This is a genomic window from Paenibacillus pinihumi DSM 23905 = JCM 16419, assembly GCF_000422505.1.
Taxonomy (GTDB): Bacteria; Bacillota; Bacilli; order Paenibacillales; family Paenibacillaceae; genus Paenibacillus_D; species Paenibacillus_D pinihumi.
Genome location: NZ_KE383864.1, coordinates 1,000,835 through 1,017,698 on the forward strand (window position 1 = coordinate 1,000,835; position 16,864 = coordinate 1,017,698).

Here is a 16,864-nt window from a genome sequence, read left to right on the forward strand (position 1 = left end):
TCCAAATTGGTCATTGGGCATTTGAGCTAAATCAGGTCACAGAAACCGGCGACGGCTCCAGATAATAGTGGCCGGGATGCGGGTGGCTCAGAAAATCATGATGCGAGATCGCCCACCCGTAAGCGCCTGCGTACCGGAACAGGATGATGTCTCCTGCACGCACCTGCTTGACCGGTACATCCTGTGCCAGGACATCCTTCGGTGTACAAAGCTGGCCGACCACCGTTACATGTACCGCTTCGACTGCAGGACGATCATAAGGATATTCCCACTCCTGCACGGGGATCACTTCAAACGGGTGACTGTGCTGCCACGAAGCGGGCAGCCTGAACTGATGGGTTCCACCACGCACAATAACATAATGCCTGCCGTGATTTTGCTTAATATCCAGCACTTCAGCAGCGTAGTAGCCGGAAGCAGCGGTCATATATCGCCCGCATTCGAACAACAAAGCCGTTTCTGGACGCATGTCCTTGCGGATCTCATTCTCAAGCCCGCTTACAAAAGCTCCCCAATCAAACTGCGCGTCCAAATCGGCATAGTTCACGCCAAGGCCGCCGCCAGCGTTCAAATAGTTCAGTTCCACCCCGTACTTCCCGGCCCACTCGCCCGCAAGGCGAATGTAATGCTGAACGAGCTTGATATGCTCTCCCGCATCCAGATTATTGGACAACGAGTGAAAGTGAAATCCTTCTACCCGAAGAAAAGGGAGTTGCTTCACATGCTGTATTACTTGGCCGATCTGCGTCTCATCCATGCCGAACTGGGTTGGACGCCCTCCCATTGCGAGTGTTGCTGCAGGCAGCGGACCGCGCAAATTAATGCGCAACAGCACACTGACCATTCGCCCGTGACGCTGGGCAATGGCATTGAGCTTGTTCAACTCATGAATGCTTTCCGCATGAATCAGGTGGACGTTATGCCGCAATGCGCCTTCCAGCTCTTCCAGCGTTTTGCCGGGCCCACCAAACAAAATTGGACTGTCAGGAGCAGCCTGGCGGATTTTCACAATCTCCCCCAGCGAAGCCGCCTCGAATCCATGGACAATCGGGGCCAGTGCCTGCAAGATATGTGGTTCTGAATTCGCCTTCACCGCATAGAACAGCCGGCAAAATTCCGGTAAGGATTGCACACGGTTGTTCGCTGTGGTACGCAACCCAGGCATATGATGCAAGTATGCACAAAATGGATCGGTTTGCTTGCTTTTATGCTCATGAATAAACGCAACGATTTGTTCCGTCTCCCGACTGTTCCCTGCAAGCTCTAGAGCCATAACCGGGTTCCTTTCCCCGCAGAGGCCGCCTTGGCATACAAGGATGCAGCACTGGCGATGTCTTCTACAGCCATCCCCATCGGATTCAGCACAATAATTTCGTCCTCTGTTTCGCGTCCCGGGCGGCTTCCGGACAATATCTGTCCGAGCTCGGCATGAAGCTGTTCCCTGGAGAATTTACCCTCTAAAACAAGCTGGTTGATGATCTTTTTCTCCCGGTTGGACTGCTCCCAATCGTCAACCACAACTTTATCCGCCCTGATAAAGACATCCTTATGCAAATCCATAATCGAGATATTGCTCACGAAGGTTCCCTTTGCCAGCCACTCAAACGGAATATAAGGCTCTGAGGCAACCGTTGCGGTAACAAGCACCTCCGCCTTCCTGACCGCTTGCTCGGCCGTCTCTTCCGCCAGCACCTCAACATGCGGGAATTGCTGCCTGATTTCTTGAGCAAGATGACTGGCCGCTGCAGCGTTAAGGTCAAAAAGGTGCAGCATATGAACCGCACTGAATTGCTCAAGCAGGGAGACGATTTGCATTTTTGCGATTACGCCGCAGCCGATCACCGATACGGTGCCAAAGCCCTCTCTTGCCAAATGCCTTGCCCCGATGACTGTGACAGCAGCTGTGCGCATGCCGCTGATCAGGCTGCCCTCCATAATCGCAACCGGATAGTTCGATTCCGGGTCATTCAAAATAATCAGTGCGCTTGCCCGCTCCTTGTTCCGTCTTGCGGGATTGTCATGCTTGCTGCCCACCCACTTGAGCCCGCTCATGGCAACATCGCCGCCGACATGGGCCGGCATTGCAATAATGCGATCGGCAATATGTCCGTCTGAACCGGCTGTCCGCAGATAAGGTTTAAGCGGCTGTACATAATCGCCCTTGCTGTGAAGTTCCAGCGCCCGGCTTACAGACTCCACATAGATAGCCGATTGCTCTCCGCCCAGCCCAATGATATCCTGCTTGCTCAAATATAAAATTTCATGTCCTTGATTCACATCATTTCACTCCTTGTTCAACGTTTATTTCCGGCATACAGCCGCAGGCATTGGCTTTAGGCAGCGCATTTACCCATTGCTCGTCATATACACTATCCAGATAACGTTCTCCCCGGTCCGGAAAAATAGTGACAACATTCGCAGAAGGGGAGAGGGCCGGGATGAGCTGCTGCAAGGCCGCCACAATCGATCCTGATGATCCCCCGGCGAAAATTCCTTCCCGCTCAATCAGTAACCGGCATCCCGCTGCCGAGCTGCGGTCATCAACATGGATGACCCGGTCGATCTCCTCCGGGGTGAACAGCTCCGGTACCCGGTTGGCTCCAATTCCGGGCAGCTCCCGGGCGCTTGACGGTGTTCCGAAGATGACCGAGCCCACAGCATCCACCGCCACCACTTTCACGCGTGGATGCGCTTCCCGTATTCTTCTGGCTATGCCGAGAATGCTGCCTGTCGTGCTGACGGCGCAAACCAGATAATCTACACTCTGGTTGCCCATTTGCTGCACAATTTCCTCGCCTGCCCCATGATAATGTGCCTGCCAGTTCAGCGGATTTGCATATTGATTAATCCAATATCCATGCCTGTCCTTCTCTACCAGCTCCTTGACTCTGCGGATTCGGGCCTGCAGGTAACTCCCATGCTCATCAGGAACACTGACCATATCGATGCCAGCGCCCAGGTACGAGATCAAACGCAGATTGGTCGGTGTAATCTTCGGATCAACGACACAGGTAAATTTCAGACCGTATCTTTTGGCCGCCATAGCAAGGCCGATTCCCAGATTGCCTGATGTACTCTCGATCAGATGTGTGTCTTGACGGATTGTACCGTCCTTCAGACCTTGCTCGATAATATACCTTGCAGGTCGATCCTTCATGCTGCCACCGGGATTCATCAGCTCCAGCTTTGCATAAACGGACGGTCCGCCCGGCCCATATAGAGCGTTCAAGCGAACCAATGGTGTACGTCCGATACAATCGATAATGCAACTTGCCGTTTCCGTGTAGGGTTCCTTTGCCTGCACTGCACTGTTCTTCAAAGGGGCACACCAGCCTTCTTCGGGGAATATGAATGCACTTTTGCAATGATAATGATTTTCATTTAGGCATTCGCAAATTATTATGTAATTCCTTTTTATTCCTGTCAATAAAGAAATTTCAATGGAAAAATTTTTCTTTCTGCCAATTGACAATGATAATTATTCTTGATAGTCTTTAGGCGTCATCATTCTGTATCGGGTATCGAAAAGAGGGGTGTGAAGTGGAACACGAACAACTAGCATGGAAAAGAGATGCCGGCATCTTGTGGGGGGGCCGCTTTTTAACCAGTCTGGGGCTAACCGGAATCAGCCCTTTTATCCCCTACTACATGGAGACGCTGAATGCCGGCAACCCGGAAGCCATTCTGTTCTGGACAGGCCTCTCCTTGTCGGCTCCTGCCATCTCCTACGCTATTTTTACCCCGTTATGGGGAAAGCTTGGCGACCGGTGGAGCCGTAAATGGATGGTTGCGCGGGCACTGCTGGGCCTGGCAGTCAGCATGTTTCTTATGGCCGTCGCCCAGACACCGTTCCAGTTTTTCCTCTTCCGGCTATGCCAAGGGGCATTCGGCGGAATCTCGGATGCCAGCAGCGCATATGTCGGCACACATGCTCATCCCAAAAAGCAGGGTCTTGCCCTTGGCAGACTGGAGCGTGCTTCCGCGCTTGGCTTGCTGCTCGGGCCTCTGCTCGGCGGCTTGTACGTCAATACATGGGGAAGCCGCTCCCTGCTGCTGACCACCGCAATCCTGACCGGGGCACTTGCCCTGTATGCCGCATATGCATTAACGGGGAGACAAGAAGCTCGCGCTGCCACTTTAGACGAAAAACGAAAAGGTGTTCTTCCCACCTTCCTGGCTCTGCTGCGCCATTCTGTGGTCAGAAAATTTATTATTGCAGGAATGTTGTTTAAGCTGGTCGACTTTTCAACATTTGCTGTGTTTACGCCGTTTATTAACGAGCTGTTCCATTCCCCAGCAAATGCCGCGGCAACTGTGGGCCTGCTGCTTGCCATATCCTCGCTTGGAGAGCTGGTGGGGGCGCCGTGGTGGGGGAAACGGAATGACAAAAGCCGGCTGGAGCGCAATTGTCTCGTTGCCAGTATCCTCTGTGCCGTTTGCCTGATGGCGCAAATTGCGCCATTCGGACTAATCTGGCTAATGATTTTCCGCTTTCTCCAAGGATTCTTCTACAGCGCATTGCTGCAAACCGTCATGCTTGCGGTGCTCCGCTCCTCATCAAATCTGGACCGCGGAATCCGCGTAGGAGCGACCAACAGCCTGCTCATGATCGGTCAAATATCCGGTCCTTCGATCGGTGTCTTTATCGGAGTCCAGATGGGAATGTCCACTGTCTTCCTCGTTATGGGAAGCATCATGCTGGCTGCCTCCATACTGCTCACTCAATTGCCGGCAATATCCCGGCTGCGCAAGACAAAGCTGCCCATAAATTAATTATTTCGCAGGGAGGTCCCGCAAAATGTCTGAACCACAAACGGTATTGCTTGACGTTAATCCTTCCGTATATGCGTTGAAAGAAAGCTTCAGCCGATTGTTGAATACTTACCTTCGTGAGACCAGCCAGTTTTGTCCAGTGTCCGGCCCAACTCATCCCTTAAATCTTCAGGTCGAACTGCCTCGTACCGGAATAACCGTTTACGGCATATTATTGCATCTCTCGCCAGGCGGACATCATGTGTTTGGCGACGAGTTCTATAAAGATCATGACGGTCAAAGGCAAAATCTTGATATGGAGACGCTGATGAGCATGCTGACAGGAGAGATCTCATTTGCCGAATCTGATCCGGCTGCGAGATCTGTGAAAAAGGAGGAGCTGGAACGTCTGCTGAACAACAGCAAACGTCATATGGAGAGGTACTTCCATCATTTTCTCAAACAGTCAAAGATCAATCTGGACTTCCGGACTTGCGAGCAACTGCTCCTTGGCGGACATCCGTTCCACCCGACACCAAAAAGCCTGGAAGGTTTCAGCCCGGAAGATTCTCTGGCCTATTCTCCCGAGTTTCGGACATCTTTCACACTTCATGGCTTTGCTATAGCACGTTCACATCTGGCAGAGAACTGGCTGGCTCCCCATATGTCCGGAAATGATGCCCCGTGGGTACCAGAAGCGTTGAGACAGGCTGCCCGGAGCAAGGTGAACGGTGCATTGGATAACTATGCGCTTCTCCCCTGCCACCCGTGGCAGGCCCGCTATCTGCTGTCTTTGCCACCCGTACAGGAGCTGGTCCGCAAGCAGATTATTATCGACCTTGGAGCTTCAGGACCTGTCGTGTATCCGACCTCATCGGTACGCACCGTGTGGAATGCAGAAGACAACTGTTTCTATAAGCTTTCGCTTCATATCCGGATTACCAACTTCATACGAGAGAACAATCTGGAGCAGCTCCTGCGCACCTATGATGCCGCCAGGATCGTACATAAGGTCCGGAAAGAATCGTATTTCCCCCCGTCCTTCCGCATTCTGCTCGATGAAGGATACCGGACCGTGCAGATTCCGGATGCCGCACAGCAGGTCAGCGATAGGGTCACAGCCGGATTTTCCATGATTATGCGGGAGGCCCCGGCGGCTTGCAATGATTCCAATCAGCCTCCATATGTCATCGCCTCGTTGCTGGAAATACCTCCGGGAGACAGCATGCCGCTCTTGTTCCACGCCGTGCGAAATGGCTTGAAGGATGAAGAGCCGGAATGGATATCCTGGTTCCAGACGTATTTGGATATCTCCATGAAACCGGTCCTCCAACTGTTTGTAGAGAAAGGCATCAGTCTGGAAGCCCATGTCCAGAACGCTATGATTGGTCTTGAGCACGGAATGCCATCCATCTTCTATATCCGGGATCTGGAAGGCATAAGCGTGAACCGGGATATTTCCCGGATGAACGGTTGGACCGGCACACTTGTCGAGGAGGAAAGTCCGGTGCTGTACAGTGAGGCTGAAACACGCCACCGGTTAAAATATTATTTCTTTGTCAATCATCTCAGCCATTTAATTCAACGTCTTGCCCTGTGCAGCAGGCAAGACGAAGAACCCTTTTGGCTTGTCGTCCGCAACACACTTCAACAGATGCAACAAGATCGCCAGTGGGCCGGGCATTCCTACATGTCTGCGGTTCTGAAAGATTTGCTGGATTCGGACACCCTTCCGGCCAAGGCCAACCTGCTCAGCCGCTTCCATAAGCGGGGAGAGAAGCCCTTATACGTGGATATCCCCAACCCGGTTAAACACATCCGTTGACATGAAATGCTGAAGCAACGCTGCGAGAAAGGGGGACTTCCGATCGCTGTTGTTCTGATTCTTAAATGGAGTCATTTTTCCTATTAAGCATTTAAATTAATAACGTTAAAAAGGGGTCGCCCCTCAAGTCAAACTGTGACTTGGGAGCAACCCCTTAATCTATCCATGTATATGATTTATCCGCTAGCAGTCCATAAAAGATTCCAAACAGCCGGCTTTCACCGGCGGCTAGACGGAATGAACCCGTTCGCTGATCCAGGCAGACAATTCCGCCGCATCGGCAAACAACAGACGGTTCTCTTCGGCAGCAGCCTGCCCCGCCTGATAGGCGGAAGATTCTCCAAGCTCGCGCTTCCGGGGAGCAGCATTCACTGTAAGTCCTCCGTCCTGGACCGCAATAAATTCCAGCTCCTCAAATACTGCCAGCATCATCGCAACCATATCCGTCGCCCAGCCGATCCGTGTGCTCAACCGTTCAGGAAGTTCCGTATCATTCAGTTCCTCCCGGGGCATCTGTTTCAGCATCTGATACACTTTCCCGAAATGCTCGCGGCCGGGAAATCCGGCCCGGTGCTTCCTGTCTATGCTGTACAGGGCGGTTACAGCCCCCAGCTCCCTGCAGCAGCCTAGTGCAGCGGCCAATTCTTCAGCAGACGGAGGGCAGTGGAGCAGAATCAGTTCCTGGCATCTCTCTGGAGCACTCAGCGTCCGGTAATCCTTGAACATAATCCGCGGTCCCTGCTGCGGAACAGCTTCCTGGACAGCCGCTGCCGATTCTGCAAATGCCTTGTCATCCCTCATCAGGACAATAATCGTATCCTCTGTGGTAAACTGGCGGCTGCGTTCCTTGAGCAGGCGCTCCAGCGTCTCCTCAGGATAACGGTCATTGCGATAATCGAACAGTTGAATGCTCTCCACTCTTAAATCCGAGAGCATGAGCTGCGGCTTGCGTGTGCCGTTCCATTCATTGACGGCCAGCTCACCAATCACGTCCGCCACAGCACCGCTGCTAAGCCGTCCGGCAATGCCTCCGTCTCCGAAGCCGACAGCCTCCAGCCGCTTGCCCTGCTGCCGGAGCGTCAACCGTAAATGGCGGCCTTCCTTCCCCATTGCCCGTGCCTCTTCAACCTCTACCTTCCGCAGCAGCAAACGCGGCTTCGGGTTGCCAATGCCAAACGGCTCCAGCAGCTCAAGCTGTCCGATCGTCCCCATGTCCGCCTCGTCCAGCAGGCATTCGGCGTCAATCTTCGTTCGCCGCTGCCAATCCTCTGCGGAAAGCCATTTATCAGCAAGCTCCCCAAGTCTTCGCTCCAGCTCCGGAAGCTGGTCGCGGTGCAGGGTCATCCCTGCCGCAGCCTGGTGTCCGCCGTAATGCATCAGCAGGTCATCGCATTCCCGCAGCGCCCGGTAAAGATCAAAGCCGTCGATGGACCGGGCTGATCCCTTGCAAATGCCGGTTTCGGGATCAATCCCGAACACGAGAGCCGGCCTGTACTTTTTATCAATCAGCTTGGAAGCGACGATGCCAATGACGCCCACATTCCAGCCCTCTCCAGCAGCGACCGTGACGGAAGATCCCGGTAAAGAATCTTGCGAACCGCTTTTTTTCTCCAGCTGTTTCTCAGCCTCCTGAACCATTTCCTCAACCATCTGCTGGCGTTCCTTGTTCAGCTCATCGAGCCTGACCGCAGCCGCGAGCGCTTCCTCAGCATTATCCGTTGTGAGCAAATGAACAGCCAGATCAGCATGGGCAAGCCGCCCGCTCGCATTAATCCGCGGCGCCATGCCAAAGGCAACCTGGGTCGAATTGACATTCACCAGCTCAATTCCGGCGACTTCGGCAAGCGCCCGAATTCCCCCGTTGGTTGTGGAAGCCATCTGTGACAGCCCCGCCCGTACCAGGTACCGGTTCTCTCCGGTAAGAGGCATCAGATCGGCAATCGTCCCGATTGTCGTAATCTCCACCCACTCCAACGGCGGCCTGCCGAGCAGCGCCTGACCGAGCTTGAAGGCTACCCCGGCTCCAGCCAGGCCCTTGAATGGATAAGGGCAATCCTCCTGCTTGGGGTTGACAATCGCCGCCGCATCAGGCAAAACCTCGGGAGGCTCATGGTGATCGGTCACAACGACATCGATATGTAAGGAGCGGGCATAGGCGATTTGCTCCACTGCGCTGATGCCTGTATCGACCGTGACAATCAGGGCCACCCCTGCCTCAGCCGCCTTGTCAATTGCATTCGTATTCAGTCCGTACCCTTCCTGCTGGCGGTGCGGGATATAATAGTCAAAGCTCAGTCCGAGCTTGTTGAACAGATGAATCATAAATGAAGTGCTGGAAATGCCGTCCGCATCATAGTCACCGTAAATACGGACCTTCTCTCCCCGCTCTTGTGCCAGCTGAATCCGCTGGACCGCCGGCTCCATTCCCTTTAACAAAAAGGGATCATGCAGTTCTTCTTCCCCTCCGTATAAAAAGGACTGTGCCTGCCCGGCATTTGTAATGCCGCGCTGAACGAGAAGTCTCGCCATCAGCGGCGGCAGTCCCAGACTTTCGGACAGCTGTTGTGCAGCCTCTTCCTGACCGCTATTTTCCGTTTCTTGTATCCACCTTGTCTTCGGACGAATCATTACACAGTTCCCTCCTGTTCTAAAGAGCAAAGCGGCTGTACCCCTCGAAATGCGCTTTGTGGGGGTACAGCCGCCTGTAGCTGTCAATAGCTATTGAAGCAGCGTGGGCATATGCTCCTGGTTCGGATCATGATTGGATTTGTAAGGATAGCCCGGATCATAAGGATCAACAGATACCGTAACTTCGGAAATATGAATAAACCGCTTCATGACGAGTTCCTTGACCCGCTTGGCAATTTCCTGTCCTTCAAATACCGAGATGCGCGGATTTACACTGATCCGCATATCTACACGGACATAATGTCCTTGTTCTCTGGCATGCAATTCCTCAATCGTAATAACGCCCTCAATACGCTGAATAAACTGCATGAATTCCTGAGTATCTTCCGGATACGCCTCGCTGCCGGATACCGGTACAACCTCACCAGCAATCAGACGGTATCCGCAAAGCATCACAATAAGCGATACAATAAAGCCGGCAGCAGGGTCCAGATAATATAAGGCTGGAATACCCGCGAGTTCACCTGCATACGCAGAACCGATACCCAATATCGTGATGAGCGAGGCCATCAGTTCAAGACGGCCCTCCTTAATACGCAGTACCCACCGTTTTACAGGCAGGGCGCATACAGCAACCGCAAGCGCCGACCAATGGGGTGCATGATCAACGCCATCGGCCAACATCCGGTATGACGAAACTGCAAGCTCCAGTCCGACAACGAGCAGCACGATGGTAACGAACAGGCTTGCTGCAAGCTCTGTCTTGCGCATACCCGCCCGGCCTGCTGGAGCACTGCGCCCTCTTCTGCGCAGTCCCAGCAATGATGCGGAACTGACAGCCGCTTCTGTAGCGCTGCGAACCGCATCGGCCAGCAGCGCCGCACTTCCGGAAGTCCCTCCGACCAGCGCCTTAATCAAAGCCAGCGCTGCATTGCCCAGCATTCCACTGCTAGCAGTTTTCTCCGCCGCATCATGCTGTCTGTTTCTCATGAGACGCCCCCCTTAAGATCCTTAAGAAGTAGTCGCTGGCGTTTTTGGCGCCGATTTTGGCTTCGCTTTGCTGCGAAGTGCAAGCCAGATCGGGCTCGCGATAAAGATAGAGGAGTAAGCACCCGCTACCAGACCGATCAAAATCGCAAGCGAGAACAAACGAATGGATTCACTGCCGAAAATATACAAGGCAAGCGCCCCGAAAACAACGGTTACGACCGTATTGATGGAACGCGTCAACGTTTCCCAGATACTACGGTTAACAAGGATTGCCAGATCTACAGGCGATTTGATCTTGGCAAAGCGCAGATTCTCCCTGATCCGGTCAAAAATTACGATGGTGTCATTGATCGAGTAACCAATGATGGTCAATACCGCAACGATAAAGGTCAGATTGACTTCCAGCCGGAAAATCGAGAATATGCTGATAACGATAAATGCGTCATGCACAAGCGCGATAATTGCAGCGAGCGCAAAGCGCCATTCGAAACGGAAGCTGATATAGATCAGAATCCCGAGACTTGCAAGCGAAAGTGCCAAAAGCGCATTGAATTGCAGTTCTCTGGCCATCTGCACATCAACGGTATTGACCTCCATAGACGCATTCGGGTCTAACTTCTCCGTGAAGCCAGCCTTCAGCTCTTTTTCTTGCACATCCGTTAAAATATCATCGAAACGAAGGGAAACCCGGTCTGTACCGGTTGTCATTGTATAATGCCCCACATTTTTTTCCGTCAGGAACTTATTGATTTCCTCATTGGCTACCGGCTTGGAGAGCACAATATCCACGTTGGACCCCGCCCTGAAATCTACACCATAGTTAAAGCCTGCAAAAATCAACGCACCGATTCCGAGCACCGTAATCAGAATCGAAAAGATAATAAAAGGTTTGCTGCTTTTTACAAAATCGAATTTGGAATTATAACGCACGGATATCACTCTCCTTCACGCCGAAAAAGCCAGGTTTAGTCACAAGACCACTACGGATCAGCAAGTACAGAAGCAATCTGGAGTAAGCGACATTCGTAATGATACTAACGATAATGCTCATTATCAGAATGACCGCGAAGCCCTTGACGGAGCCTGTCCCGATAAAGAACAGAACAGCACCGGCAATAATGGTTGTCAAGTTGGCATCCATAATGGTCCGGAAAGAGTTCTTGGAACCAGCCTTCAGCGAGGACAGCAGGCTCTTGCCGCTGCGCATTTCTTCCTTGATCCGTTCAAAAGTAATAATGTTGGCGTCAACTGCCATACCGATCCCGAGAATAAAGGCGGCAATACCAGGCAGTGTCAGCGTCGCCCCCATCAGGTTAAAGCCGAGGAGCAGCAGCCAGATATAAGTGATCAGTGAAATGCTGGATACCAAACCAGGCAGACGGTAGAAGATCAGCATAAACAGCAATACGAGAATTGTTCCAAGCGTTCCGGCAAATACCGTCTGCTGCAAGGAAAGCTGACCGAGAGTCGCCCCTACGCTCTGCGTATACTTCTCCGTAAGTTTAAGCGGCAGAGCACCCAGGTTGATTGTATCGGCAACCTTCTTCGCTTCCTCACGCGTGTAGTTCCCTGTAATAGAAGCCTTCGTATCATTGATCTCGGAATGCACTTGCGGCGCGGACAAGACGTTCTCGTCCAGGTAAATGGCGAGCAAATTCTTTCCTTGCGGCAGCTTGGCAATTTCGCGTGTTACTTCTGCGAACTTGCTGGCGCTCTTCATCGAAATGGAGATTTCCCAGCCACCAATCTGATTCTGGTGGATACTGGCTCCATTTTCCGTGAAATCACTTCCGACCAGTTCTACCTTACAAAAATCCTGTTTTCCTGTGTCACATCCGCGCATACTGCGGAAGGTCAGTTCAGCCGGCTTCTTGAGAATGTCGCGGACAACAGCCTCATCCGTCACACCGGCAATTTTGACACGAATCCGGTTCGAGCCTTCCGGTGTAATCTCCGGCTCAGCCACACCTGTGCTGTTGGCACGCTGCTCCAGGCTTCTTGCGGTCTCACGCAAGGCATCCTGGGTAATTTTACCACCCTCAATAAGCGGCTCCGCTTCATACAAAATTTCAAAACCGCCCTTAAGGTCAAGCCCGAGCTTTACTTGCTGAACCAAAGACGGGCTGGTCACCGCGATTACACCCAGCGTAACAACGACGATCAGCAATAATGCAAGCATCCTTTTCATAACGCCCTATATCCCCCTTAAATTCTCAATAGTCCTATTATAGCCATGCGGGAAAAACGAGTCAAAAAAAAGAACCCGTTTCTTTAGAAGTGGGTCCCTCGGAAAGCGCTAAGTGTCATAAAATTCATAAACGCCATTACCTTGAGCGACAAAATATCATTCACGATCTGATGTAGCGCAGGCTGCCCATGCTTATGATACTTATTGCTTACACATTCCCAAATCTCGTGTGCCGTCACGTGCTCATAGCCGACCAGATGAAATTCCTCCGCCTTGCTCTCACACAGGACCTCAATCCAGCCTTGCAGTTCCTCTTCTGTCACTGCACGTTCCTCCCTACATTAGATTAACCTCCTGCGCATGTTGATTGGTTACACATTCGCCATACACAAGCAAAACTCCTGCTTGCAGAAAATCATTCCTGTTTTGACATGGAAGCGGACATGCGCTGCATATGTTGTACAAGAACGAACAACCTTCTGCAGAAAGACGAGGGAAGCAATGTGACCAAGCAAACGTTTATTAAAGGCGCCATGATATTATTGGCAGCAGGCATTCTAAACCGTCTTCTCGGATTTATACCCCGCATTGCGCTGCCTCGGATTATCGGGGCCGAAGGCGTCGGGCTGTATCAGCTCGGCTATCCCTTTCTCATCGTGATGATTACTCTGATTACCGGCGGAATTCCGCTTGCCATTGCCAAATGGACGGCTGAGGCCCAATCCCAGGGGGATACTGCGAGAGTCAAGCAGATCTTCAGGACCGCTCTCGGTTTGACGATATCATTGGCTGTCATTTTCACCGCCCTGTCCCTGCTGCTTGCCTCCTGGATCACAACCCACATCCTTACGGATTCCAGGGTGTATTACACCTTTATCGTTATGACGCCAATGCTGCTCATCACAGCAATCTCGGCGGTATACCGCGGCTATTACCAAGGCAAGCAAAATATGATTCCGACCGCCCTGTCCCAGACTGTTGAGACCTTATTCCGGATTGTATTTGTGCTGCTGTTTGCCAAGCTCATGCTTCCATGGGGAGTAGAATGGGCTGCCGCCGGGGCCATGCTTGGGGTAGTCATCGGGGAACTATTCGGATTGTTTGTGCTTTTGATTCAATTTGCGAGGGATAGGCATAAGGAGCGGATTGTTTCTTATGGTGAGCCGTGTGACAAACCGGCAGAGAATAAGCCTGTTCTGGGACGCCTGCTGGGACTGTCTGTTCCAGTTACACTGAGCAAAATGGTTGGCTCCCTGTCCTATCTGCTGGAATCGATTCTGACGGCGCGCAGCCTTGCGGTTGCTGGTATTGCTACTGGCATTGCAACTGCCCAATACGGAGCTCTTCAAGGGATGATCATTCCAATTGTCCTTCTTCCTACTGCACTTACCTATTCCCTCAGCGTCTCTCTGATACCTTCTCTCTCAGAAGCGGCAGCAAGAGGAGACCGGCTGACCATTCACAAGCGGCTGCATCAGTCCATGCGGCTCTCGCTTGTATGCGGAGCGCCATTCGTAGTCGTCATGTTCCTGCTTGCCGAACCTATCGTACGCATTTTATATCACCATACCGAAATCGCGCCCATGCTTCAACTGATGGCTCCCATTGCTGTGTTTATTTACCTGCAAGCCCCTCTGCAAGCTGCCCTTCAAGCATTGGAGAAGCCAGGAACCGCACTCATGAACACGTTTATCGGGGCCGCAGTCAAAATTATATTGATCGTCCAGCTCGCCTCCAACCCGAATCTGGGTATATATGGCGCCCTGATAGCCATTAATGTCAATACCGTGCTGGTCACCGTACTTCACTACATCAGTGTCTGCAGACTAACCGGCTTCCAAATGAAAGTGCTGGATTTCATCAAGGTAGGTGCTGCCATGGTTATTATGGGTGCAAGCCTGAAATGGATAATGACCAATGAGTGGCTGGCCAGGGAATGGCTGAATGTGATTGCCGCCTGCGGGGCCGGTGCCCTTGTCTACCTGTTGCTCATGGCAATTACAGGCATTGTTGACCGGGATGACCTCTCACGCCTCCCGCTAATTGGAAGGTGGATGAACAGATAGCGGATTTAAAAATGCCGGTGACGCCTACTTGCGGCGAGGCCGCTCCTTTACATCAATAAACAGCCGGCCCTTATGGTCAATAGTGCAGAGAAGCACAGATTTTGTATCCGATACATCATGCTTCTTCAATTCTTTTTTAAGCCAGAAGCGGTTCCGGCCCAGCTTGAGCAAGTTTTCCTCTTGAACTTCCCCGTCCATAACTAATGGAACCGGCAAATCCTCAAACCTGTAGTTACGGGGAAAATGAACATCTGTTTGATACTTTGCAGACTGCTTCTCCTGTTCTTTCTTGATGACCGACAGCTTGCCGCTTGTTTCCAAAATTGCAAACTCCACATCTGACAGGCGAACGGTATTTTTTTCCCGAAGCTGAACAAGAAGATCATCCAAATTGTAGCGCTGCTTCTTCATCTCATCGCGATTCAGCTTCCCTTTCTCAATCAGAATGCTTGGTTTGCCGTCAAACAAAAGCCGCATTTTGCGGCTTTTCAGCGTTAACCAGGCAATTCCGATCTGCAGTACCATCAGCACAGCAATCGGCAAAATCTCTTCCGATAATGGTCTTTTCGTATCCTCAAGGACAATGACGGCAATTTCTGCAATCATAATGGAAATGACAAGGTCAAATATAGTCAGCTTGCCGATTTCCCGCTTGCCCATCAAACGCAAAACAATATAGACAACAAAGTATATAAAAATGGTACGCAGTATGATCACCGTGTACTCCATATCGGCATACCTCCATTTGATCGCCGTTATCCATTGAACGTGTGGATAGTTTTGCCGCTATGAAAGCGGAGCATACGACTTTGACCTAATTGAAATAATGGAAACCCACATCAATGGTACTATTTCCCTTAGCTTGACCATATTCTGTTAGCAAAGCTGAAAGGAGAGTTGAACAATGAATTCCATAAAAAAGGCAGCGCGTATTCATATCACTTCGCCTCTGTTGTCCGGTTTGGTTTATGCGTTCATTTGGCTCGTCATTGGCACATTAATCTTGTCTATGCTGCTGTACTTCAGTTCCATGCAGGAAACTTCCCTTCCCAATTACACTTATATCGTTCACGGAATTTGTGGTTTGTTCGGTGGAGTAGTTGCAGGGAGGCGTTCTGCGAGACGGGGATGGTATCATGGCGGCCTGACTGGCTTGATTTACGGCCTGGTTGTACTGCTGATTGGTTTCCTATCCCTCGACCAGTCGTTTAACGGCCATAATGCAGTTGTCTTGGCACTGTGCCTGCTGGCCGGAGCAATCGGCGGAATGACCGGTGTGAATACGAAAAAATCTTAATAATCACCACCCGTATACTAGCAAAATCAGGGCAATTAACATCCCGAAAATATCCATGGTACAAAATTTTTGTAATTTAACCCGGAAATAAAGCTGAAATCACGCTCTTCCTTATGCTATACTGTCAATTGCTGATGCTTTTGGCTTGCTGTTTAAGGAGGCGTAGAGACCATGGTTTTATTTCATTCGATGGGGTCTGTAACACTGTACACCATCTTGGCGGTTATTGCATTGCTTGCCTTCGGAACCGCCAGCAACCCGCTGCGGGTTGCTTACTCCTTTGGACGCCAGCTTTTCACTTCCAGAATGTACCTGCTCCACGTCGGACTAATTGTGTTCATTTTGTTGCTGAATAAAATCGAAATGATGATCGAAAGCAGAATGACATATAATTATGACTTTACAGGCGTCATTCAATCAATGGAAAAAGGTTTTGTCGCAGGAGTCCAGTCCTTGTTTGAGCATCCGGCTCTCACTGTCATTCTCGGTTTTATGTACATCGTAGTTTTTCAGGCTTTGCTCGTTTCGTCACTTGGAATTTATACGTTTGAAGGAAGACATCGGATGTTTTATGCGACCTGCTATGCCATTATGATCAACTATCTGGTCGCGATTCCATTTTACCTGTTCTTCCCTGTTAATGAAGTTTGGTCTTACGACAGCAGCGTCAGATTCATCATGCTGGATGTATTCCCGTCCTTCGAATCGCAGTACAGGGAGTTATCCGGACTGGATAATTGCTTCCCCAGCCTTCATACCTCGATTTCAGTGACGCTGGCTGTGCTGGCAATCCGGTCAGGAAATAAGCGTTGGGCATGGTTTACCAGCATTAGCGCCTTATTAATTATCTTTGCAATCTTTTACATGGGCATCCATTGGCTCAGCGATATGCTGGCAGGCGCAGTGCTTGGTTTGCTAGCCTCAACTGTAGGACTTAAATTGAGTGCCTATACAAGTAAAACTGCATCGGCCGTTCCGGCTTTGAAGCCTAAACTTGCCAAACAGCCGGCCTATGAGACCAAGCGTTCACGCGGTGTTTAGTTTTTAATCAGGCAGAACACAAAGAATACGGGATAAGCAGATATGTAAGGTTACATCTGCTTATCCCGTATTTTTGG

The 16,864-nt window shown here is 51.2% G+C and carries 14 protein-coding genes; 5 read left to right on the forward strand and 9 right to left on the reverse strand.

Going from position 1 to position 16,864, the window contains the following annotated elements:
• Positions 1-31 precede the first annotated feature (31 nt).
• From H583_RS0118790 to sbnA, 3 genes are read right to left on the reverse strand one after another with little or no spacing between them, the layout of a single operon-like run.
• On the reverse strand, positions 32-1,273 hold the full coding sequence (locus H583_RS0118790; RefSeq protein WP_051236631.1) for a type III PLP-dependent enzyme: 1,242 nt from the start codon (positions 1,271-1,273) through the stop codon (positions 32-34).
• A complete protein-coding gene (gene sbnB, locus H583_RS0118795) occupies positions 1,264-2,277 on the reverse strand; it encodes a 2,3-diaminopropionate biosynthesis protein SbnB (RefSeq protein WP_036709954.1) in 1,014 nt (337 codons plus the stop codon). Before sbnB ends, H583_RS0118790 begins: the two co-directional genes overlap by 10 nt.
• A 1-nt stretch (position 2,278) precedes the next feature.
• Positions 2,279-3,319 carry a 2,3-diaminopropionate biosynthesis protein SbnA gene (gene sbnA, locus H583_RS33460; protein ID WP_245585938.1) on the reverse strand — a complete coding sequence of 347 codons (1,041 nt, stop codon included), beginning with the start codon at positions 3,317-3,319 and terminating at the stop codon, positions 2,279-2,281.
• Between the two features lie 221 nt (positions 3,320-3,540).
• Between sbnA and H583_RS0118805 the strand changes: the two genes are divergently transcribed.
• Positions 3,541-4,773 (forward strand): MFS transporter, encoded by a 1,233-nt coding sequence (locus tag H583_RS0118805; protein WP_028561823.1) that lies wholly within the window; start codon positions 3,541-3,543, stop codon positions 4,771-4,773.
• Positions 4,774-4,798: 25 nt separating this feature from the next.
• Positions 4,799-6,577 carry an IucA/IucC family protein gene (locus H583_RS0118810; RefSeq protein ID WP_028561824.1) on the forward strand — a complete coding sequence of 593 codons (1,779 nt, stop codon included), beginning with the start codon at positions 4,799-4,801 and terminating at the stop codon, positions 6,575-6,577.
• Positions 6,578-6,805: 228 nt separating this feature from the next.
• Here the strand turns inward: H583_RS0118810 and recJ are convergent, their stop codons facing one another.
• The 5 genes from recJ to H583_RS0118830 form a co-directional block, all read right to left on the reverse strand.
• A complete protein-coding gene (gene recJ, locus H583_RS0118815; RefSeq protein WP_028561825.1) occupies positions 6,806-9,205 on the reverse strand; it encodes a single-stranded-DNA-specific exonuclease RecJ in 2,400 nt (799 codons plus the stop codon).
• A 90-nt stretch (positions 9,206-9,295) separates the two neighbouring features.
• On the reverse strand, positions 9,296-10,195 hold the full coding sequence (locus H583_RS0118820) for a cation diffusion facilitator family transporter (RefSeq protein ID WP_028561826.1): 900 nt from the start codon (positions 10,193-10,195) through the stop codon (positions 9,296-9,298).
• A 21-nt stretch (positions 10,196-10,216) separates the two neighbouring features.
• Positions 10,217-11,125, reverse strand: a complete 909-nt coding sequence (secF, locus tag H583_RS35420; RefSeq protein ID WP_051236633.1) for a protein translocase subunit SecF — start codon at positions 11,123-11,125, stop codon at positions 10,217-10,219.
• Positions 11,115-12,383 (reverse strand): protein translocase subunit SecD, encoded by a 1,269-nt coding sequence (gene secD / locus H583_RS35425; protein WP_051236635.1) that lies wholly within the window; start codon positions 12,381-12,383, stop codon positions 11,115-11,117. Before secD ends, secF begins: the two co-directional genes overlap by 11 nt.
• An 83-nt stretch (positions 12,384-12,466) precedes the next feature.
• Entirely contained in the window at positions 12,467-12,706 is a 240-nt protein-coding gene (locus H583_RS0118830) for a post-transcriptional regulator (protein ID WP_028561827.1), read from the reverse strand.
• Between the two features lie 180 nt (positions 12,707-12,886).
• Here H583_RS0118830 and spoVB point away from each other — a divergent pair, with 180 nt between their 5' ends.
• A complete protein-coding gene (gene spoVB, locus H583_RS0118835; RefSeq protein ID WP_028561828.1) occupies positions 12,887-14,449 on the forward strand; it encodes a stage V sporulation protein B in 1,563 nt (520 codons plus the stop codon).
• A 24-nt stretch (positions 14,450-14,473) separates the two neighbouring features.
• Here the strand turns inward: spoVB and H583_RS0118840 are convergent, their stop codons facing one another.
• Positions 14,474-15,178 (reverse strand): DUF421 domain-containing protein, encoded by a 705-nt coding sequence (locus H583_RS0118840; protein ID WP_028561829.1) that lies wholly within the window; start codon positions 15,176-15,178, stop codon positions 14,474-14,476.
• A 175-nt stretch (positions 15,179-15,353) separates the two neighbouring features.
• Here H583_RS0118840 and H583_RS0118845 point away from each other — a divergent pair, with 175 nt between their 5' ends.
• On the forward strand, positions 15,354-15,746 hold the full coding sequence (locus H583_RS0118845) for a TIGR04086 family membrane protein (protein WP_028561830.1): 393 nt from the start codon (positions 15,354-15,356) through the stop codon (positions 15,744-15,746).
• A 171-nt stretch (positions 15,747-15,917) separates the two neighbouring features.
• Entirely contained in the window at positions 15,918-16,787 is an 870-nt protein-coding gene (locus H583_RS33470) for a phosphatase PAP2 family protein (protein ID WP_081667340.1), read from the forward strand.
• The last annotated feature ends 77 nt before the right edge of the window (positions 16,788-16,864 follow it).